The organism is Desulfoscipio gibsoniae DSM 7213, assembly GCF_000233715.2.
GTDB lineage: Bacteria > Bacillota > Desulfotomaculia > Desulfotomaculales > Desulfallaceae > Sporotomaculum > Sporotomaculum gibsoniae.
Map to the genome: position 1 here is coordinate 2,430,241 of NC_021184.1, position 21,433 is coordinate 2,451,673.

14 protein-coding genes, 1 tRNA gene and 1 pseudogene are annotated in these 21,433 nt (G+C 42.5%); 4 read left to right on the forward strand and 12 right to left on the reverse strand.

Annotation, left to right across the window (positions count from 1 at the left end; genetic code table 11):
- Positions 1 to 195: 195 nt before the first annotated feature.
- The 6 genes from DESGI_RS11450 to DESGI_RS11475 all read right to left on the reverse strand — a co-directional run bounded on the left by DESGI_RS11450 (position 196) and on the right by DESGI_RS11475 (position 10,479).
- On the reverse strand, positions 196 to 1,833 hold the full coding sequence (locus tag DESGI_RS11450; RefSeq protein ID WP_006523059.1) for an AMP-binding protein: 1,638 nt from the start codon (positions 1,831 to 1,833) through the stop codon (positions 196 to 198).
- Positions 1,834 to 2,197: 364 nt separating this feature from the next.
- Positions 2,198 to 3,472: a Tm-1-like ATP-binding domain-containing protein gene (locus DESGI_RS11455; protein ID WP_006523060.1), complete on the reverse strand. Its 1,275-nt coding sequence runs from the start codon at positions 3,470 to 3,472 to the stop codon at positions 2,198 to 2,200.
- A gap of 234 nt (positions 3,473 to 3,706) precedes the next feature.
- Positions 3,707 to 5,116 carry a phenylphosphate carboxylase subunit beta gene (ppcB, locus tag DESGI_RS11460; protein WP_006523061.1) on the reverse strand — a complete coding sequence of 470 codons (1,410 nt, stop codon included), beginning with the start codon at positions 5,114 to 5,116 and terminating at the stop codon, positions 3,707 to 3,709.
- Positions 5,117 to 5,176: 60 nt separating this feature from the next.
- Complete coding sequence (locus tag DESGI_RS11465) at positions 5,177 to 6,244, reverse strand: PEP/pyruvate-binding domain-containing protein (RefSeq protein WP_006523062.1); 1,068 nt, start codon at positions 6,242 to 6,244, stop codon at positions 5,177 to 5,179.
- Between the two features lie 33 nt (positions 6,245 to 6,277).
- Positions 6,278 to 8,116: a PEP-utilizing enzyme gene (locus tag DESGI_RS11470; protein WP_006523063.1), complete on the reverse strand. Its 1,839-nt coding sequence runs from the start codon at positions 8,114 to 8,116 to the stop codon at positions 6,278 to 6,280.
- Positions 8,117 to 8,481: 365 nt separating this feature from the next.
- Positions 8,482 to 10,479, reverse strand: a complete 1,998-nt coding sequence (locus DESGI_RS11475) for a XylR N-terminal domain-containing protein (RefSeq protein ID WP_006523064.1) — start codon at positions 10,477 to 10,479, stop codon at positions 8,482 to 8,484.
- A 318-nt stretch (positions 10,480 to 10,797) separates the two neighbouring features.
- Between DESGI_RS11475 and DESGI_RS11480 the strand changes: the two genes are divergently transcribed.
- Positions 10,798 to 11,331 carry a gamma carbonic anhydrase family protein gene (locus DESGI_RS11480; protein WP_006523065.1) on the forward strand — a complete coding sequence of 178 codons (534 nt, stop codon included), beginning with the start codon at positions 10,798 to 10,800 and terminating at the stop codon, positions 11,329 to 11,331.
- Between the two features lie 238 nt (positions 11,332 to 11,569).
- On the opposite strand, the gene DESGI_RS11485 is transcribed toward DESGI_RS11480, so the two are convergent.
- Positions 11,570 to 11,938: a PaaI family thioesterase gene (locus DESGI_RS11485; RefSeq protein WP_006523066.1), complete on the reverse strand. Its 369-nt coding sequence runs from the start codon at positions 11,936 to 11,938 to the stop codon at positions 11,570 to 11,572.
- Between the two features lie 298 nt (positions 11,939 to 12,236).
- On the opposite strand from DESGI_RS11485, the gene DESGI_RS11490 reads away from it, so the two are divergent.
- Complete coding sequence (locus tag DESGI_RS11490) at positions 12,237 to 13,088, forward strand: MBL fold metallo-hydrolase (protein ID WP_006523067.1); 852 nt, start codon at positions 12,237 to 12,239, stop codon at positions 13,086 to 13,088.
- 129 nt (positions 13,089 to 13,217) lie between these two features.
- On the opposite strand, the gene DESGI_RS11495 is transcribed toward DESGI_RS11490, so the two are convergent.
- Both DESGI_RS11495 and DESGI_RS11500 read right to left on the reverse strand, forming a co-directional pair.
- Positions 13,218 to 14,588 (reverse strand): citrate/2-methylcitrate synthase, encoded by a 1,371-nt coding sequence (locus DESGI_RS11495; RefSeq protein ID WP_006523068.1) that lies wholly within the window; start codon positions 14,586 to 14,588, stop codon positions 13,218 to 13,220.
- Between the two features lie 340 nt (positions 14,589 to 14,928).
- Positions 14,929 to 15,006: transfer RNA gene (locus DESGI_RS11500), tRNA-Pro, on the reverse strand.
- A gap of 168 nt (positions 15,007 to 15,174) precedes the next feature.
- Here DESGI_RS11500 and sigK point away from each other — a divergent pair.
- On the forward strand, positions 15,175 to 15,876 hold the full coding sequence (gene sigK / locus DESGI_RS11505; RefSeq protein ID WP_041284867.1) for an RNA polymerase sporulation sigma factor SigK: 702 nt from the start codon (positions 15,175 to 15,177) through the stop codon (positions 15,874 to 15,876).
- A gap of 265 nt (positions 15,877 to 16,141) precedes the next feature.
- Positions 16,142 to 17,404, forward strand: a complete 1,263-nt coding sequence (locus tag DESGI_RS23075; protein ID WP_052543941.1) for a Fic family protein — start codon at positions 16,142 to 16,144, stop codon at positions 17,402 to 17,404.
- Positions 17,405 to 17,562: 158 nt separating this feature from the next.
- Here the strand turns inward: DESGI_RS23075 and DESGI_RS11515 are convergent, their stop codons facing one another.
- The 3 genes and pseudogenes from DESGI_RS11515 to DESGI_RS11525 form a co-directional block, all read right to left on the reverse strand.
- Positions 17,563 to 18,315, reverse strand: coding sequence for a DUF1848 family protein (locus tag DESGI_RS11515; RefSeq protein ID WP_157872770.1), 753 nt, complete (start codon positions 18,313 to 18,315; stop codon positions 17,563 to 17,565).
- 137 nt (positions 18,316 to 18,452) lie between these two features.
- Positions 18,453 to 20,003 (reverse strand): annotated as a pseudogene (locus DESGI_RS11520) (IS5 family transposase).
- Between the two features lie 314 nt (positions 20,004 to 20,317).
- Entirely contained in the window at positions 20,318 to 21,397 is a 1,080-nt protein-coding gene (locus DESGI_RS11525; protein ID WP_006523074.1) for an FUSC family protein, read from the reverse strand.
- Between the last annotated feature and the right edge of the window lie 36 nt (positions 21,398 to 21,433).

Sequence of the window (21,433 nt, forward strand, 5' to 3'; positions counted from 1 at the left end):
ACCTCCTTTTGCAAGCCGGCATATTACCGGTGCTAGCTTTAATTTGGCGTATTGCTTGCCTTTGGACGCATATTTACACTCCAAGGCAAGCAATCATACCCCAAAAAATTGCACATATTTGTATTTTCATTTGTAGTTGGGCCCAACCGATGGATGTGATTGAAATAACGTTATAATATTTACCTTGCTTACTTGTTACATTTTCTTTTCCAATTCTGCTTTAAGGACTTTTTTATCGATTTTGCCGGAATCCCCCACGGTGGGTATACTTTCCACAACTTCCAAGCGTTCCGGCAGTTTAAAAGAGGCGAGTTGCTTTTCCTTTAAAAAGGAAATCATTTCTTCAAATGTAAAGTTGGTACCGGGTTTAGTGACAACAAAGGCACACGCCCGCTCTCCCAACTCTTTGTCTGGATAACCGACAATAGCCACGATTTTAACTTTTGGATGCTCTTGAAGCAACCCTTCTATTTCAGCCGGGTAAATATTCTGGCCGCCCCGGATGATCATATCTTTGGCTCTGCCCATTATCCAGAGACAACCTTGGTCCCATTTAACAATATCACCAGTAGTGGCCCATCCCTCACTGTCAAAAACAGTGGCGGTGGTTTCGGGATCGCGAAAGTAACCGGCCGGAGAGTTGGGTCCCCTGAACCACAGCTGGCCGGGTTCACCGGGCGGAACAACATTACCGTCTTCATCAATTAGTTTGACTTCGTTACCTGCTAACGGCCTTCCCACGGTTCTTCTTCTCAGTTCCGGAGGATCATCCACCCTGCACCCGGAAACGGAACCCACATCCTGAGTACCAAGATCGCTTGTAATAACACCGCCTAACGTGCTTTCTGCCATCTGCCCCACATCCGGAGGAAGGTAACCGCCGGCCGAGCGGATAAAGCGCAGGGAGCTGATGTCATAATTCTCCACCGGCTGCTCAAGCATTCGGACCAGGTGGGTAGGAACGACCCCGATGCACGTCGCCTTCTCTCTTTGTATAAGCTCAAGTGCGCTTTCGGCGGTAAATTCCTCAAGCAACACGGTCTTTGCCCCCACCAATGGAGCAGCGAAATAAGTAAGAGTACCGGCCGCACCTCCGGCAAAGGGGGCAATGGCAGCAGTAGTATCCTCCACATTTAGGTTCCAGATATCAACCCGGCCCTTGGCCGTGCAAAGCCGCGGTGCAATGTTCCACTCTACCAACTTGGGCAGTCCGGTTGTTCCGGTTGTGCTGGTAAGCATTGCCATATCCCTGAAAGGATCAAAACGCCGGTCATCTAAAACTGTTAGTTTTTCATTTGGAACCGGATCCTTCATAAGCTGGGGCAAAGAATATGTTCCTTCCGGAGCACCGGCAGGGACATCTTCGTCAAGGAGAAAGATATATTCTAAACGAGGGGATAGTTTACGGAGCTCATTGTACATCTCCAGATAATTGAAATTTCTGTATGTGTACGGAATAACTACTGCCGAAGCTCCTGTTTTTTCAATCATATACGATAGTTCCTTTTGACGCATATAAGCATATACAACAAGAGAAACTAATCCCGCGCGCTCCGCGGCAATCCTGGCCAGAAAAGCGTTGACTTCATTTGGCGCCTGAATAATTATCCGTTCGTACTTTTCCAGGCCCATATCAACCCAATGGTAAGCAATCTGATCTACTAATTCTTTGGCCTGCGCCCAGGTAACCCTGTGACGCGAATCCACAAGAGCTTCCCGATCGGGAATTTCTCTAGCGTTTTTTGCCCAGAAATCGTAAAAAGTCTCGTCAGTCCAATAACCTTTATCTTTAAATTCACTAATCATTTCATCTGTATACCGAATTACTCTCATTATGCTACTTTCCTCCTCTCAAGAAAATAGAACTATTATTGTCACAAGCAACCATTGTTTTTTGACAGCAACTTTGCTTATTTATCATGGCATTATTCTTAAAGACAGAAATTTTAGATTATTATGTCAAGTCTACTGCTACAAATTATCATCGCAGTAGTGTCAGGGGATCAAAACGCTAAACATGATGGCCCTTTATGGCATATTTTACAATTATACCGCATAATAAGCCCTGTAGCAACGTTTACATGGGGCTGCGATAACGATTTTACCTACTGCAAATCGGTTCTTGCGACTGCTCTAATCCTTGATACACAAGGATTTAGAATATATTGTCGCCAACCCTGGGTATTATGTCAATATTTTATTTACTAACGGTTTGTATCCTGTTTTCTACATTTTCGCCTGCTTTCATAACATCCTTAAAGGCCTCCAATACTTTTTCGGCAAACACCGGTTCTTCAAGGTTGGCTTCAACTTCCCTAATTTCAATGTCGGGCCGCAATCTTTTGCGCAATTCCTCTACAAAAATGCGGTCGGTTTCGGGATCATAAAGAACAGAGCCTTCTCCGTCAATGCCGGACCACCCTCTGGTAGGAATAATAATCTTTACCGGTCCCCTGGCCTGGTTAAGTTTCCCGGCGAAGGTTTCAGCAACCATGACCAGCTCATCAGGTGATAATCTCAAAAAGGTACGCAAGGCATCAAGATCATATCTTTTACGGCTGTAATAGTCAGGTTTGTATTTACTCTTTGGTGGTGTCATTAGGTTCACCAGACAGGGCGCAATAATTTGGGGGATACCTGCCTTGCCGGCCGCTTCCAACCTGTGCGGGCCGGCCGCCCTGGTGCCGCCGATTAACTCTTCCCCTACCGCGCCCGGGGCCAGGTCGATCACTGCGTTAAAAATGCCTTCCTTACCGATTAGTTCTTCCATGGCCATGTCTGCTACACCTGTGGCGGAAAAACCAATTACCTGGTATCCTTCTTGTTCCAGGCGCCGCCGCACATGTGTGGCGCACTTTTCACACATATTCAACAGGGTCATGGCTACAAGCATCTTTCCTTGCTTCCTGCCTGCCCCTACAGCAGCATCGGCTTCTTTCATTTCCACCATACCCAGGATACTACCCGCAGCTCTATCCAAAACATCGCGCATGAGATCGTTTAAACTGGTAAAATCTATTACCGAGTGCATAATCGCTATATCCGCAGTGCCAAAATAGCGACTGGTCAATCCCCGTGCGGCAGCCACACTGGAAACCATCAGTTTTGGGACACCAAAAGGGAGTGCTTTCATTACACCGGTGCCCATAATAGTGCCGGTGGCTCCACCGATTCCGATAATTCCGTGCAATTTCTTTAAGGCATAAAGCTCCTTAGATTTATTTCCTGCACCCTCGACCATTAATTGCATTAATTGGGGCCTGTTTTGGGACAGCTTTTCGGTATCAATTTCCTTACCGGAAGCGGCAAGCACTTCTTCACGAGTGATATCTGCGGATATGTTAGGCGAATCTTTTGTGCCTATATCCATAATCAATGCCTTATAGCCTTTTTTTTCTATTTGCCCTTTAAGATACTTTGTCTCTTGAGCTTTAGTATCAAGGGTACTCACTATTACTACTGTTTTTTCCATCAAGCTCACCCCCTCATTGTCAACAATCAGCGCTTTATCAGCTTCCTTTCCTCGTACTTATTAATACCAGCGTTGCAAATAGCTTTTAACTGCTTGATTTATCATCACGGATACCTAATTAAAGGCACCCGTAATGATAATTTTCCAAGGTCGCTCAAAGCAGCTCAGCCTTAGCCAAACAAAGTTAATAATTTATTAGCTTTAACAAAGTCCTTCAAGTTTGATTGTTAAAAACTAGAAACCATACTCCTGCCACTTGCTCCGAACTTTATCGGCCATTTCCGTGTCAAGCTGGATTTCTAATGGTTTTCTATCCCATTCGTAGGGTATGCAGGCATCAATAATAATCCTGGAGCAAATCTCCCGGGCATTGATCGGCAGTGCAGGGTCGAGTGGAGTGGAGCGCCCCCTATTAATGATTTGGGTGCGCGCAACCGGGTCGTAGCGCATGCTCATCGCCCAAAAGACCTTGGTCCAGTCATCGGCCGGAATATCATCATCGACCACAATAACACCCTTTAAGCCATAGTGTCCCGTGGTGGTTGATATGACCGCCGTGCCGACATGCATCGAATGCCCGGGATACATCTGCTTCACCGACACAATGCCCCAGAAACGGCCGCCGGATTCGGGAGGGAGATAGACCGATTTAATACCGGGTATATGCATATTCTCCAAATCAGTCCACATTGTGGCCGTGCGGTTCAGTGACTGGATCATGTGAGTATCGGTAATTGGTTTCCCTACCGTGGTGGACCACAAAATCGGGTTGTTACGGAAATACACCCGCTTAACATTGATAAAAGGCTTGGGCCACTCGTCACTCTTTTTGCCGGAATAGTAACCGGTGTATTCACCGAACGGTCCTTCCTGGCGACGCTCCACCGGGTCAATTTCACCCTCCAGTATGATCTCACAATCATACGGCAGCGGCAGCCCGGTGAGGTCGCTGATGAAGACCTTGGCCGGTTCGTCACGCAGGGAACCTATAATCTCGTATTCTGAAACACCGGCTGATACCAGGGTGCTGCCCACCAGGAAGTTCAGGGGATCGCCGCCAATAATCGCTGCCGCCGGCATTGGCTTGCCCAATTCCTTGTAACGGTTCATATGAAAGTCAGCATGTTTGCCCTTAATGATCTGAACACCTACGCTGTTTTCATCCAGCACCTGCATCCGGTAGGTGCCCAGGTTGACCCAGTCGCTATCTGGATCCTTGGTCACCAGAGCCGCCGTGGTACCGATAAACCTGCCGCCGTCCATGGGGTAAAACTTGGGTACAGGTAAATCAAACAGATTTATTTTGTCGCCCTCCACCACGTTATCAAAGACTGGGCCTGTGCTAACTACTTCCGGGGGAATTAACTTTTTCGTGGTAGCTTTCATCCAACTTTTAGCAATTTCACAAAGAGAAGCGGTTTGCGGCTGTCCGAGGGCAATGGCTAAGCGTTTATTAGTGGTAAATGCACTGGTGAGAACCGGCGTGTTATACCCCTTAATATTTTGGAAAAACAGCGCCGGGCCTTTCTCTTCTTCGTTAAGCTTGGCGATGTGGGACAATTCAAGATCCCAGTCCACTTCCTTTTCAATCCGCTTCAACTCTCCCGCTTCCTCACACAATTTAATAAAATCCCTTAAGTCCATAAATTAATCTCCTTTCATAATTTTTTATTTTTTTGACCATTGGTCATATTGATTGATTAATCATCTAACCTTTTTGCCGGTTATAAGCGTACCTGCAATATGGCTTAACGCGCTCGTGTTTGGTTTTACCAGTGGCTTAACTTCCTTCTTGTTCCATACAGTTTCCGGCCTGGTCTGTAATAAGATAATGTTTCTGGGGAAGGGGAGGTCTTTATCTATTGCCCATTCAATATCCTGTGGGAGCTTATTGTTTGCCTCCACCAGCTTGCCGAGCTTGCCCAGTTGGATTATTTCTTCATCGGTGAGACATGGTGCATTTTGCCTTTCCGGTTCAACTTCCACGGGTACAACGTCACCTTGCGGCCCATAGACCATTTCTATGGACTTGTTACAAATTATCCGCTTTGTAATGGACAGCGTCACTTTGTTCAGGGCAAACTTATCCGGTGTGACCTGGCCGCTGACCAGACTTTCACCCAGCCCCCAGCTTGCTTCGATAAAAATCGTAGACCGGTCGCCATTTAATGGATCAAGGGTGAACATAACCCCGGATGCCCTGGCATTAACCATTTTGAGCACGGCTATACCAATGGGGGAACTTTCCACAGGCATTGCCCGCTGCATCCGGTAGTGCATAGCCCGACCGTTAAAGGAACTAGCCCAAACTTTTTTTACCCGATCCAAAAGCTCCTCTTCACCCTGGACATTAAGGAACGTATCGAACTGTCCGGGCATGCTTACCGGGCCGCTGGAACGCACTGCCACCCGCACGTTTTCCACATTGCAACGAGTGCAAAGTTCTCGGTAGTAATTCAAGATATAGCTTTGAATATCTCCGGGTATTGGCCTTGATTCAATAAGTTGGCAAATATATTCACTTGCCTGGTCAAACAGGCTGACATCGTCCTGCAACCTGTCTTTTATTTCCTCAAAGTAACTGGATATAGCCTTACCAACCCCGGTTTCGTCAATAAACTTCTCGTATGCCTTAAGAGAAATGGCGAAGCCAGGGGGAACCGGTAAACCAGCTCTTAACATCTCGCCAAGGCCTTTGCACTTCCTTCCCGCTATGAAGACATCGTCCTTGTCAAGTTCACGAAGCCAGTAGACATAATTTTGGGTATCCACGGTTTGCCCCCCTTAACAAAACATCAAATTATTTTAATCCTGTAAAATGTAAACAATCCCTTTATAACCGTCCACTTTGATTTTTTGCCCGGTTTTAATTGCTGCGGTTGCATAACCTGAACCTACTACAGCCGGCAGACCATACTCTCGGCAAACGATGGCGGCATGGGACATGATCCCTCCTACGTCCGTGACCGCTGCACTAACTTTGACAAATATGGGAGCCCAACTTGGTGAGGTAGTCGGTGCTACCAGGATCTCACCTTCTTGTAGTAATCCCAGTTCAGACGGACCGCGTACCACCCTGGCAATTCCTTCAACTATACCCGGTGAACCAGGATGACCTTGCAATTGGCTCATATCTTCCGCCTTAGTCGAACCGGCATCTAACCAGTCTGAAAGTCGGTTGGTTGTAATCCCCCACAGAGTGATGGTGAACGGTTCGGTTACCACTTCGGGCGGCACTCCAAGCGCCGGCGGAGGGGTATATCCACGAAATTTATCTATTACACCTTTGCGCCAGTTTATTTCCTGCGGCCAGTAGGAAGCCCCGCAAGCTTTTACCCCTGTTGCCCAGGCGCATACTAAATCATAAATTGCCTCACCAATTTCAAAGCGATTCAAGTACCAGATGTCCTCTATGTCGTTAATCAATCCTTTTTTGACAAAAACCGCGGCCAATTCTCGAATTTTTCCATAAATCAAGCTATGGGACCAGTGTTCAACATAAAATCCGTGCTCTTCAGTATAGGGAAATACCTTCTGAGAAATAGCCAACAACTGGTCAAAAGCATCTTTATCTTCTTGAGTTTGCAAAAGCGAATAGTACTCGGCAACGATCCTGTCTCTTTCCTCAATTAATTTTTCAGTAGGTCGATCCAGACTTTCTCCTTTTTCCGCCTTTTGAATGTAGCTTTTAATAGACATGAATGGAATTTCAGGGCGGTCAAGCCAACAGTAATGATCATGATACCACCCTGTTCCGGAAGACATGTAGAACCAGGGGTATTTGGCCTGCTCATACTGTTCAAGCCAATTTTTTCCTTCCTCGCTTTTTTCGAGAGCAGTGATAATTTCATCCGGGGTTGATTCATTTTTAAAATAGCCGGTTACGCCCAGGGTGATGGCTAACTTTGCCAGTTTTCTTAATTGCATGTCAGGTTGAAAGAGAATAACGTCAATCCCGGCAACCATCCTGGTAATCGTACCGTCATCTATTCCCGAAAAAGCCTTCCGGCAAAAGTCAGCAAAAGTAACGAAAGCAGCGTAACAGAGGTTTAAAAATTCAAAGTGGTACTGCCAAACCAGCAGCGCGGTGTCAATCAGATGATTATATTTTTTTACGAGCTCATAACCGCTGCTGCGGCCAATTCCTTCATTTACAATGGATATATCCTCCATATCCGGCAAGTCGGTAAACTTAATACTATCAATCTCCTTGATCAATCCCTCCATTTTGCCTTTCCAGAGACTATATAAATCATTCCAGTTTTCGTAATAATAGCCGGCTCTTTGCAAGAAATGCTGAAGCCTTTCCTCAACCTGCTTAGGATCGGTCACCGGCACAGGCGATATGTAGATATAGCCGTTTACAATGCGGTGATCTACACCAAACGCCGCCGGGACCATGAAAATGCGGGTGTTGAATTGAGATAATCCTAGATACCAACCTTCATCCCATATCAAATCAAATGGATACATGGGTTCCGGGTAATGAAGCCCGTCATAATACCATAGTGTGCTGTTTTCGTAAGCTTCTCTATCCTTATCAATACCAAACCGGTAGTAATAAGGATACATTCTTTCCCAGCCTTCTGTGCCGGGTATAACGGGAACCTCGCTCGGTTTTTTGAACCTGGGAGTTTCGGACATGGTTAACCACCCCTTATCTTTTTTAAACCCTTTATAGACTTGATAGACTTGCTATCTTAGCATGTTTTCATGCTCAAACCACCACCTTTATACATAATCGCCGTAAAGAAGAATGGTATATCTTGACACGAGCGCTCCCTGATTGTAAAATAGGCATAGCAAAGCTGGAGGCGCGGGCCTTATATAGGCTTTGCGCTATACAGACGTAGAGCCGCACCGATTTGAACCTCTGCCAAAGGGAATCGGTTTGCGGTTATTTTTTTTGAAGTCACTTACTTGATGTTGCACAAATATATAATCTATACAAATTTATATCTATGATATAGATAATGGCTTTAACCTGGATTAACACCGAATTAGTTCGCTTAAATTCCTTCAATCATTTTAAGGGCCAAATGCACCATAAGAATGGTTTCTGAATTGGAAAAATCGATGTTGGCGATTTCCGAGATTCGCTTTAATCTATATTTCATCGTTGCAGAATTCAAAAAGCCATTTCGGGAAGCCCTCTGGACATTGCAGTTATTATTAAAGTATAAGGTTAAAGTTTCAACCAATTGGGAATTGTTCTTTTCATCATAATCAATAAGCGGACCGATTACTTTTCGGATAAAATTGCGAAAACGATCAACGTTTATATTGATTAAACTAAAGACCCCCAGTTTTTCATAGGCCAAACAGCGGTTTTTACGATTCAATGCTTTGACTATATCGATAGTGGCGCGGGCTTCATGATAGGAGGTGGCAAAATCACTCAACCGACTGCAAGGCGACCCGATACCCACCCACCACTTATATTCTTCCGGCAAATGTGTTTTTAGGTCGGTTTCTATTCTTTGCAAAACAGTTGATAGATTATTAATATCGGTATCTTTTGTTTCAACCGTAACTGGTAACAATCCGATTGTATTATTACAATTACCGCTTAAAAAGAAGCCGGGACAAATGCTCTCAAAAACATAACGTACTGTTTCAAAGAAATTTTCCGCCATATGCACTTGCTTGTATTGCCTTTTTACATTATCTACAACCTCCTCAAGCTCAATGTCAATGGACATTAAACGATAGGTTTTACTTAAATCAAGCCCTAATTGCTTAGCCCGCCATAAAACAATATCCTCGTTTTCATACTTACCCGTCAAAAGTGAATCAAAAAAATTTTCCCGGATCCTCAGCTCGGATTCAAATGACGCTTTTTGTTTCAGCATTTCCAGCGCTATTACCGTTGCCGCATGCTCCAGGGCAATACAGTCAAGTTTACTCAGGGACTTTTCTTCATCCAAGGCGGTCACAAATCCAAGGTGATTGTTGCCTGCAATAATGGGAACCACTACCATGCTCTTAGTGCCATTACTGACGGGAAACCCAAGCCGGGAATAATGATTGCCGGAATCCATAGCTAGAAGATCCTTGCTGACCGCTGGATCGGTAACTACCTTTCGCCAGATCGATTCAATGTCCACTTCGCTTTCCCGCAAATGTTTAGAACAAGACATAACCTGAAAAAAACGATCGGCCACCAGTACCGTTCTGTCAATAATGCAGGCGAGGTTTTCTACAATTCCTGAAAGCCCTTGTCCCTCCAGAACCAGGGTGGTAAGCTGATTGTGAATGGCTGCGGATTTTTGCATAGCTCCTTTTTCCTGATTCAGCAGCTTATTCACTTTATTCAGTTCCGCAAGCTTTTCCTTTAAAATTTCATTTGTTCGTTCCAGCACATAATTGCTCATCCCCCGCCAAAGGGTTACCCGTCTCTGCGCCTCTTCCACCAGGCATTGCTTTAAATCATCAATATTGCGCATAGCTGCGCCATTCCAAGCTTCGATATTGCGTAATTCGAATTGACAATATGGATCTCCCATACCCTGGCACATAGTCTCGACGCAGATAACCTGCCGGCCAAAGAAACAGGTGCCAAAACCACTGGCATAGCCGCTCAATGTCCAGCAAACCGGTTCCTTGTCCGGGCCGAAAAGGCGCAAGTGGTGCTCAGCCTCATAAGAGTTGCGCCATATGCCCCGCATTAAGAAATTACCTTTTTGCCGGTCATATTCAAGGATTTTAGCGGAAGCATGCACAAGTCCTTCTAATGTGTGCATCAACGGCCCGGCTAGCATCCAATTGGCATCGTTCTCAAACTCAGGGAAATTTTGAAAGGAGGTAGCATCATTAAAACCACAACGGTAGCCGAAACGAGCCAGGATACCACGAACAATATCTTCCCCCAGGGAATCGATCATTTCTTTACGCAATTCATAAAAATAACTAGACAGGAAAACCAACATCCTATGACCGCGGAAATTAATTATGCCATCTTCCTTATTTATGTCGAGAAGTTCCGTTAGTTTGAATTTCTGTTTCACGGAAGCCCCTCCTGATGTAGACATATTATTTAAAATATTCGGACTATTTGAACCGGTTGAATATTTGTTTCAAGAAGATGTTATCACAGCAAGTAAAACAAGTCTATCCCTATAATGGGAAAAATTGACCTTTTTGTTTTTACTACTTTGGATATACCGCCCCCGAAATTACCTCTACTGTATATAATGTCCTTCTTTCTAATTCTCAGATCCCCCTCTTTTGAAATAGCTAAGGCCGTTTCATTCTTTCACCATTAATTGACATTTGCTTATAACGGTTGTATAGTTGATTAAAACAAAACGGAATGGAGGAAAATATTGCTTTATTCATTTGACGGAAAACAACCCGAGGTTGGCAAAGATACTTATGTCAGCGAACATGCTCTGGTTATTGGAGATGTAAAAATTGGAGACAACTGTTATATCGGTCATGGTGCTATCTTACGCGGGGATTACGGGACTATTGAAATAGGCTTAGGAACTGCTATCGAAGAAGGTGTAGTAGTCCATGCCCCACCAAATGACATATGTAAAATTGGTAAAAAGGTAACCATTGGACACGGAGCCGTAGTTCACGCTGCGCAAGTTGGAGATTTTGTTGTACTTGGTATGGGCACCATTACCAGTTTGTATTCAGTAATTGGCGAAGCATCTATAGTGGCAGAAGGCGCGGTTGTAAAAATGGGCCAGATAATTCCTGATAAAGTCGTAGTTGCAGGAAATCCAGCCAGTGAGGTACGCAAAGTAAGTGAAAAAGATACTGAAAGATGGGCGTATGGGAAACAGCTTTATATAGATCTAGCTAAAAAATACCTTAATATAGGGATGCACATAATTCCCGCGGAAAAATAAGTTTCTTTAAAGGATAGCACTTTTGCTGATAACCCACATGGATGTTATCAACGGATTTCTTTTAGTAAAAGCTTCTATACCCTGCTTTCCACAAATTCCATAAAGCTTATCTGTTCGCTCCCGAATAGAAAAGGCCCCTGCCTTGGATGAACCTTAGGCCGGGGCAGGTTTCTTCTTTCAAATCCATTGTTGGTTCAAGGTTCCTTTTATTATATTGACCAAGCAAGTACCGTAAAGGTCAGTTATCCATACGATATACTAGACCTTCCGCAATTGCGATTAGTGTGTCTCGATCGTCCTTTACTTCCATTCGATAAAGACCCGTCTTCCTGGTTAAATTATCCTCAGTTGCCGTAGCAGTAAGAATTGCCCCTTCTTTTGTGGTTTTTAAAAAATGGATGTTTACATCTAATGCTAATGCAAGCGGACCATGAGAATTACTGGCTGCAGCAAGCACAACGTCCGCTAAGCTAAAAATTGTGCCACCATGAGTAACGCCTGCTCCATTGAGTAATTGTTTAGTAATTTTTACGGTAGCTTTGGCATAGCCGGACTTTACTTCAAGCAGCTTAATTCCCAGGTGTCCTGCTAACGCATCTTTCTTCATGTATAATCACCTTTTTCTTTTCTAACTTATTGAATTCCATCTCCGCGCCATCAATACAACAAAAATTTGCCCTTAAGGATTTCTTATGGGATTACCCAAGCATGTATGTTAATAAAATACGTAATTAACTTTTAATTTCCTCTTTTCAAACTATTAGATACCAATAAAATAGATATATTTTATCAAAAGGCAAAGGAAAATAGAACTATTCAGAGAATATGCCTATTATCATTTATGCCAACATTTTGTAGATGTTGGTTTTAAGGATAAATAAATATTATTTTTGGAGGTAGCAAAAATGCAGGTTACCAAACATGTACATGCCCTGAGAATTCCCTTTCAAATAACTGTTAGCCCTGAATTAAAAATTGACAGGTTCGTGTATGCATATCTAATCTATGGTCCTAAAATTTGTCTCATTGATACCGGGGTAAAATCCGCAGAAACAATAATATTTGATTATTTGCGAAAAACGGGCCGCCAACCTGAAGAAATAGATATGATTGTACTAACTCACTCCCACCCTGATCATATTGGATCGGTACATTCCTTAAAAAAAGCTACCGGTTGTGTCATTGCGGCACACTCCGGAGAAAAAGATTGGATTGAAGATGTAGATTTGCAATGCAGGGAGCGACCCGTTCCTGGCTTCCACTCTCTCGTAGGAGGTTCTGTTGAAATTGACCGTCTGGTGGAAGAAGGGGATATTCTAAATCTAGGGGATGGATTAAGCCTGGAGGTAATCCACACACCGGGCCACTCTAGAGGATCTATATCCCTGTATTTTCCCGCGGATAGGGTGTTATTTTCCGGCGATGCAGTGCCGCTGCCGGGAGATATACCTATTTATGATGATTATACATCATCCGTCAGCTCAATTAATAAGTTAAAGGATCTTGAAGGTGTTCATACTATGTTATCAGCCTGGGATATTCCGCGAGAGAGCGATGATTTGTATCAACTGATGGCAGAAAGTATAAGTTACCTTAATCGTATTCATAAGTTTGTTGCCCAAAATGCTGTTAATACCTCGCCGGATTTAATGGATTTGTGCAAACAGGTTGTATCTAACTTAGAATTGCCCACAGCAGCCGCAACGCCATTGCTGGCCAGGTCACTTCGGGCCAACTTAAAGGCACTTGGACGTTAGGAATTTAAATACGTAAATTTTCAAGTAACGTCTTCCTGGAAATTTAAAAAAAAGCAGCTTCCATAATGGATTAGCTGCTTCTATCGTTTTTACAAAACTGAGGTTATTTTAAACCGGTTACACTTTAAGTTAGCGTTCATCCATAAAGGTGTAAGGTCGCCTTTTTGCCACGCATTTGTATGCGGGTCTAATAATCTTACCTGCGTTTACAATTTCTTCTATCCGGTGGGCGCTCCATCCTGATATTCTGGATATTGCAAAAAGCGGGGTGTACATTTCAGGTGGAATATCCAGCATTCGGTACACAAAGCCTGAGTAAAAATCGACATTGGCACTGACACCTTTGTCCCTTTTATGAACTTTGCTAATTACCTTGGGCGCCAGTGTCTCAACCTTGGAATAAAACTCATATTCATCCTGCAATCCCTTTTCTATGGCCAACCTGGCTATGTGATCTTTAAATATAACGGATCTTGGGTCTGATATAGTGTATACCGCATGGCCCATGCCATAAATCAGGCCGGAGCGGTCAAAAGCCTCTTTGTTAAGAATTTTTTCCAGGTAGTTTTCAATTTCTTCATCGTCTTTCCAACTTTTTAGATTTTGTTTCATATCCTCCAGCATTTGAATAACCTTAATGTTAGCGCCGCCATGCCTTGGCCCCTTTAATGATCCCAGGGCAGCTGCCATTGCGGAATACGTGTCAGTCCCTGATGAAGTCACAACGCGGGTTACAAAGGTGGAATTGTTACCCCCACCATGCTCGGCATGAAGCACCAGGGCCAGGTCAAGAAGTCTTGCTTCCAGTTTTGTGAAGGTGCTGTCCGGTCTCAACATATGTAGAATATTTTCAGCGGTGCCATAATCAGCCCTGGGGCTGTGAATAAACAAGCTTTGGTCTGCGTAATACTTATTGAAGGCCTGGTAGCCATAAACGGCCATAGTTGGGAAAGAAGCAATAAGCATGACGCATTGCTTTAACACATTTTTGATAGATGTGTCGTCAGCCCTATCATCAAAGGTATAAAGTCCTAATACGCTTCTTGCCAGTTTATTCATTATATTGTTGCTGGGCACATTCAATATCATGTCCCGGACAAAATGCTCGGGCAGTTTTCGATAGTTACCCAGGAGCTGCTGAAAGTCCGCAAGTTCTTCTTTATTAGGTAGAGCACCAAAGAGCAAAAGATAACAAGTTTCTTCAAAACCATAGCGATCATCCTTAAGAAAACCGTCCACTAGATCAGTGATGCTGATTCCCCTGTACATCAGCATTCCTGGAACAGGAATTATGTCACCTTCATCAACAATATATGAATGCACTTCACCGACTTCTGTTAGCCCAACAAGAACACCCCGGCCATCTGCATCCCGTAATCCTCGTTTTACCTGGTATTTATCGAATAAAGCCGTGTTTTTTAATAAATTACACTGCTCAGCTAGGTTCGTCAATTTATCAATTAGTATTCCTTCAAAGTCATCATGTTGTAAAATATCCATACTACACCTCTTCCTTTAAGTTTAATAAGCCAAGTCGGTACAATGGTTTAATTATACCTTGTTATACCAACCAATTTTTACCCAATAATATACAATAAATTATATATTTTCCCTTTTTAGATATTATATTGCAATGAATTACAAAAAAAAGAATATGCCGGCCAACGTCTTAGTTGTTGGCTGCATAAAGTTTCGAAATACGGGCATAACTTAGGATCAAATTTGGTTTATCTAGGGAGATTTAAGTGTTACTTACGGAATCAAGCCTGCTCTAAATAATACTTGAAACCCGTGAGGCCTTGATATAAAAGGTTTCACGGGTTTCAGAAAATAAATTACTTGGTCGGAGCGACACGACTTGAACGTGCGGCCTCTACCACCCCAAGGTAGCGCTCTAGCCAAACTGAGCTACGCCCCGCCGACATCTTTGTTCGGTTGCAATAGCTATTATATATTCAGCCCTCCTAAAAGTCAAGGATATTTTAATTGCCTAATCGTGACTATTCAACAATTTTTTTATTGTACAGGCACACTTAAAGTTAATCAATCATAAAATATATAACCTATTGCATAAAAGGGGGAATGTGTGTTGCCCGGATTCTGGACCCTAGCGGTTGCGTCGGTAATCCAAGGGATCATGCTGCTTATCTCATATGTGGCGCAGAATAGTTTTCCCAAACCGCTAACGGAGGAGGAAGAACAGCTTTACCTGGAGAAATTGGCGCAGGGGGATGACAAGGCTAAAGAAGTTTTAATTGAGCGCAATCTCAGACTGGTAGCCCATATTATAAAAAAATTTGAAAACAGTGGTGACGACTTCGATGATTTGATTTCAATTGGTACCATTGGCTTAATTAAAGCAGTTAACACATTTAATGTGGAAAAATCCGCACGTTTGGCCACCTATGCTTCCAGGTGTATTGAAAACGAGATATTAATGTATATGCGCTCCAAGAAGAAAAAGCGTTCCGAAATGTCACTGTATGAGCCCATCGGCACAGATAAGGAAGGCAATGAAATACATTTCCTAGATGTACTTAGCACAGATGCCGAAGCGGTAGCTGAGATGGTTTCCCGCACTCTGGACAAAGAACAGTTATGGAAAAAGCTAAAAAAACTTCCCCCCCAGGAGAGAAATGTGTTGGTATTGCGTTTCGGTTTGCGTGGTAAAGGTCGTAAAACGCAAAAGGAAATCGCAAAAAAATTGGGAATCTCCCGTTCCTATGTAAGTAGAATAGAAAAGAGGGCCATTGATCGCTTATCGGAGCAATTTATGGCCGAAGCTTAATTTATAATTGGCGTCTAAATAATTTAACAAGGTTTACTGATAAAAAGGTCAGCCATTCCTGTATGCTAAGGAAATGCTGACTTTTTTGCAGTTTATAGTAACCAAAAAACGTTTCCTACATTAATGACAGCGCCTCCCCAACTGTTTAAATATTCGGAAGTCAGAATGCCTGAAAGTGTTGAAAATAAAGGGAATAACGGGCTTGAATTAGTAGCAAATTAGTAGTAAACTGTTGCCAATATCTTAAAAAAGATGGGTGATCACCGTGGAACAGTATAATAATTATATTCAATCTTTTACAAAAAGGTACTTAAACAAAAAGGAAATTATGTACCGACTCCCATCTGAATTAAAAATTTATGATTTTTGGCCAATGATATTGGAATATAGAAAAAAGCATGGAAAAGAGATAACGCTAAAAGATCAGCAGGGAAATAATTTTTGGTATTGTTCTTTGCCATATATGGATAAAATGGCAATGATAGATAACTCTGCAAAATTTCATGTAGTAGAAAGAATAAAAACTATTTTTAAGAAGTCTCCTAAGATAGCAAAGGATTATTTGGTAGATGCATTAATTGACGAAGCTTTTAATTCTAGTGTTATTGAAGGTGCATTTTCCACCAAAAAAAGGACTGTTGAGCTTGTTAGTAAAAAAATTAAACCTGTTAATAATAGTGAGCAAATGATATTAAATAATTATAAGGCTCTTGAATATGTTCTTGAAAACCTTCATAGAACCATTGATGAGAATATAATACTTGAAATATACAGAATAATAACTTATAACACTTTAAAAGAAGATGATGTGGTTAAAAAGTATAGAAATGATAGTGTTGTAATTTGGGATAGTGGTACTCAAAAAGTTATATATGAAGGCCCCAATTATATTGAGGTTCCCAAAATGATGAGGGATTTAGTTGAATTTATTAATACTGATCAGGATATGCATCCTATTGAAAAGGCAAGTATTATTCACTTCTATTTTGTTTATGTTCACCCTTTTTTTGATGGTAACGGTAGAACGTCTCGCGCACTCCAATACATGTATTTATTACAACAAGGATATGACTTCTTTAAGTTCTTTTCCATATCAACTATTATTAGGGACCAAAAGATGAAATATTATAAATCAATCCAGAATGTGGAAGAATATAATAGCGATTTAACGTATTTTATCAATTTCAATACAAGTATGATAATAAACTCAATAGTTGCTGTTATTGATAGGTTGGGCAAAGAATTAGGTAAACATTTTATAATAAGTGAGTTGGAAAATAATGGTGTATTTTTGTCTGAACGAGTAAAAAAATGTTTGTTCTTTTTTATTAGAACAGAGAAAGATTATATAAGCATTGATGATTACAAAAAGAAGCACAAAGTATCGTATGAAACAGCTAGGCAAGATTTAAATAAGCTTGAATCAGCCGGTATTTTTAAAAAGGTTAAGATTGGCAAGAAATATATATTTAAATTTATAGGTTTAAAGGGGTTAGGTCTAGGGGAATTTTCTTCAGCAAAGGACTAAATGGTTAGAATGTTTTTTATTAAAGGAGAAGCTCCCAAAAGCGAGCTTCTTCTTCGGTTCTAAACTTGGGTATTTTCTTGACCACCTTATTACTCCCCCCTTTCACGTAAGTAATAACGTCTTTAAGTATAATCATTGTAAAAAATTGTTGTTTTATTTTACACTTCCCCCGCATAGCAATAAAGGCAGCCGGACTGGCAACGCATGTTGTACCATCCAATATCAATGCTTTTGGTGCAGCCGCATAGTTCACGCTGGCCGGAAGCCTTTTCCCGGTTGCACAGTTCCTTCCAAGGGTGCAGCTCTTGCAACAGCGCTCCGTCAATGCATTTGGACTTAGCAAACCCTGGCACCGCACAGGTATATAACACCCCACCCCGCTTTTGGGTCACCTGCACCAGGCGTTTTATTACCTTTATCCTTTGCTCTTGACTGAGTGTAATAATTTCGTAGCCATGTCCGGCCAACCTACGTTTTACTCGAGGATATTCTTCCATAAACGAAGTAGTAAAAGAGCGAATTCCTATTTTCGCTGCTTGCTCGATTATTTGTTCTGCAATAGGTATATTGCTTATTAACTTACCGTTTTTTTTGATCGCGACCAGCGGATCAACCCGTAGCCGGATCCTTTCCGGTGAACCCAAAAATGCCACTAACTCCGGTAGTTTCTCAGTTGCATCCCTCCAACCGGGTACGTTCGGCTCCAGTGGGGATCCGCCAAGCCCCGTGATGGTCACATGGGCAAAAACATGATCATATTTTTTCAGCACTTTTGCATAGGGTTCGTTATAAATACAGCCTGGAAACTTGGTTATACAAACAACCGTGTGCACCTTCTCCGGGGGGTATTTCTCCGATAACACCAGTGTCATTTTCTCTGCAAACCAGCGCATATCAGTACGTCTCGACATGGTTATAACTTTTTTCATGGCACATTCATTATACCGTGAACATATTAGTTGTGGTCAATTTTCATCCCTTTATCATCAGGAGTGATAATCCATGAATGAATGCAATAAAATATGGATGAGAAGGCAACCGGTTTTCGCTATCTAATTAGGGCTTGCTGAACCGAACTTATTTTAATTAAAACAGTATAATAACGGTTCTTGAAAACCCAGATTATACCGAAACAGACGCCGCATAAAAAAGAACAAAAGAACACGGAGCCTACGTTCCAAATTCATTACTAGGAACTGCAGGCAGATCACGCTTTCGGCGGTCTCTTTTAGACGTGCCATAATACGTGCCAATCCATAGCGACGCTTGCCTTCTCCGAATTTCGCTTCTACAGCATTGCGTTCGCTGGCATCTTGCCGTTCTATGCGTCTCTGTTCTCTCTGTAGTACTTTATCAATCAGTGGTCTTCCTAGCCGTGGTCCACTGAGCCGTATGTTATATCTATCGCAGAAGCGCAGGTTTTCCCTATTCCGGTATATTTTGTCTGCCTGAACGGCTTCAGGGTAGTACCCGTACTTTTGGCGGTAATATTCCACCGATTCTTGCAAGGTTACCCCTTCATTAAAGGCGTCCCAACTTAGCGTTTCCACAAAGGCGTAACCATCTATCATACTGATAGCGACTTTGGCACCGAACTCGACATCAGCTGTGGCTTTACCTCGGACAATGGGACGCACATGCGGCTGGCTGATGCTTACAATGCGATCATTTATCTTGTGTTTGCGGTAGGTATACATATGGAGTTGTTGTTCATAGACCATACGTATGGTGCGCAATGTATCCTGTTGTTTCTGACTTAGACCATGACTATCACCGGCCATAGCTAGTAGGCGGTCTACAGCACTTAGGTTGCGCCTCACATAGCGCAGCTGCTTGCCGATGGCTTTTCGGATAGCTTTTTTACCAGGCTTTCTGTTGTGAACAATGTTAAGGTAGGCTTTACGAGCTATTTGACGATAAGTACGTGGTCTTCTACCTGGCTTACCAAGAGTCTTGTGCACGAGATCGATAATGTTATCCAACTTCTCCCTAGCTTCGTTAAGCAAGGATAAGTCAGTGGGGTAGCGTATGTCTGCCGGGGCGCAGGTGGCATCCAAGATGAGTTTGCCTTTGTTTGCCGGATATACCTCAAAAGAAGAGGCTTTGCTTTTTGGGCTATTTGGTTCTTTCGCGTGCGTTTTTTGCCACCTGAAGGTGGTTTAGGCTTGTTGTCATCGTCCTTCTTTTGCTCTTCCGCTTTCTTGGCGGCACGACAGATTTCTTCGTTGATATCTTTTAGGGTTTCAGAGCCAAAACGCTTACGAAAGTGGACCATTAGTGAAGAATCAAATGGCGGCCGATCATGGTATTCCCTTAGACCGATAAAGTATTGCAAATAGGGATTCTCAGTGATCTGCTCCACTGTTTCACGGTCACTATAGCCACATTTCTCTTTAATGATTAAGGCACCAAGGGCCATTCTGACGGGTTTAGCCAACTGTCCACGGTTGCTGGGAAAAAGATTGGCATAGCGTTCTTCGATGCTTTCCCAGGGGATAATTTTAGCTAGTTTTACCCAGCGGTTATCAGCTCTTAATTTGCCTTCAAAAGGCAATATAAATTCTTCAAGATAATATTGGTTTTCCACTTTACGGAACATATTTTTTGCCTCCAGGTGCACGGTTTTTGCAATCTTTACCGCATTTTCCATGCATCTTATTTCGACAAATATGCTCCTAAATCCTTGATTTTATTGGGTTTTTGTTTAGTTCAGCAAGTCCTAATTAACGCTCCATCAAAACGTTGTGTTTGTGAATCATAATTTAACGAATAAAATTGCTAAATTTTTAATTAATATTTGACTATACTCCTATTTATAGTATATTATCCATTCTTTAATTGCACAAAAAAATCTATCTTTGAAACTATCCAATATCGTTTAACGCTTTAGGATTACCCAAATTAGTAGCATGTTTATCGATTTATTGCACTGTTCAGGATTTTTTTGGCTTCCCTGGAAGCCCACCTGATTTCTCCGGCCACCATTGAAGCTTCTATTAAGGCGTGTAGATAATAACTTCCTGTTAGTCTGGACTGCCATTTATCAATGACCAATGTCAATTCCCCCCAGAACCTTTCGCTGATTTCTTCTGTCTCTACGGGCTTTTTGTCGCAGATCAATGATCTAAGCTTGTGGTTGATCCGAATGATTGTATCACAGCCACTGTCCAGTATCTCCAGTATAGCCTTAAACTCTTGACTGATGGACTGATTGCCTGATTTTAACCGCCTTTCCAGCCTAGCTGGTAAAATATCATATATTTGATCAGCTTTCTCGACAAGCAATCGGTTATATTTGGATAGCTTTTCTGCGCTATTAAACCATTCATTGGGATCGACCGAATCAAAACCTGCATCGACTTGTTTTCTCTCTCGGCGATAATAATCTGCAAGAACGCAGCATTCTTCATATAAATTGATTACTTGCTGACGCATATCAAGTGGTTGCGGCAAATGTTGATTATCCATACGGACAAAGTCATGCACGGCCCGGCAAAAGTATTTCACCGCCATTTCATTACTTTCCCTGAGTAAATCGTTGAACCGGGATCCGTGCCGGGGCGGCCAAAGGATAATATTCACCAGCATGGCTACAATCAGGCCGGTAAATATCACTGCAGACCTGGTAAAGGCGTGATGAAAAAACTGGTCGGGAGAGGCGCTTAATATGAAAATAGCAGCTACAATACCCATCATTATACCGTTATGTAAATTTAATTTGTTATACAGTATAATTATGAAAATTGTAATGGCTCCCATAGTCAGGGGGGTTCCCCCCAACATGTAACCAAAAAGAATGCCTGCCATAACGCCCAGAATATGCACAATCACCTGCTCGCCGGCTTTTTTATAAGTCAGGTGCAGGGAAGGCTGCAGGTTGATAACCGCGGAAACAGCGCCAAAAACAGACGGTTCCAGGTTTAATTTTTGACAAATAAACATGGTGATGGTAACGGCAATGCCGGTTTTAATAATCCTGTGGCCTATTTTCATTTTCCCTCCGAAAGTATTAAACGATAGAATTAAACA

Coding starts and splice junctions, on each gene's coding strand:
- DESGI_RS11515 (WP_157872770.1), bottom strand. CDS start 18,315: ATGTCGAGACGTACTGATATGCGCTGGTTTGCAGAGAAAATGACACTG.
- ppcB (WP_006523061.1), bottom strand. CDS start 5,116: ATGGACTTAAGGGATTTTATTAAATTGTGTGAGGAAGCGGGAGAGTTG.
- DESGI_RS11470 (WP_006523063.1), bottom strand. CDS start 8,116: ATGTCCGAAACTCCCAGGTTCAAAAAACCGAGCGAGGTTCCCGTTATA.
- DESGI_RS11525 (WP_006523074.1), bottom strand. CDS start 21,397: ATGAAAATAGGCCACAGGATTATTAAAACCGGCATTGCCGTTACCATC.
- DESGI_RS11485 (WP_006523066.1), bottom strand. CDS start 11,938: ATGAAGAAAGATGCGTTAGCAGGACACCTGGGAATTAAGCTGCTTGAA.
- DESGI_RS11455 (WP_006523060.1), bottom strand. CDS start 3,472: ATGGAAAAAACAGTAGTAATAGTGAGTACCCTTGATACTAAAGCTCAA.
- DESGI_RS11490 (WP_006523067.1), top strand. CDS start 12,237: ATGCAGGTTACCAAACATGTACATGCCCTGAGAATTCCCTTTCAAATA.
- DESGI_RS11450 (WP_006523059.1), bottom strand. CDS start 1,833: ATGAGAGTAATTCGGTATACAGATGAAATGATTAGTGAATTTAAAGAT.
- DESGI_RS11495 (WP_006523068.1), bottom strand. CDS start 14,588: ATGGATATTTTACAACATGATGACTTTGAAGGAATACTAATTGATAAA.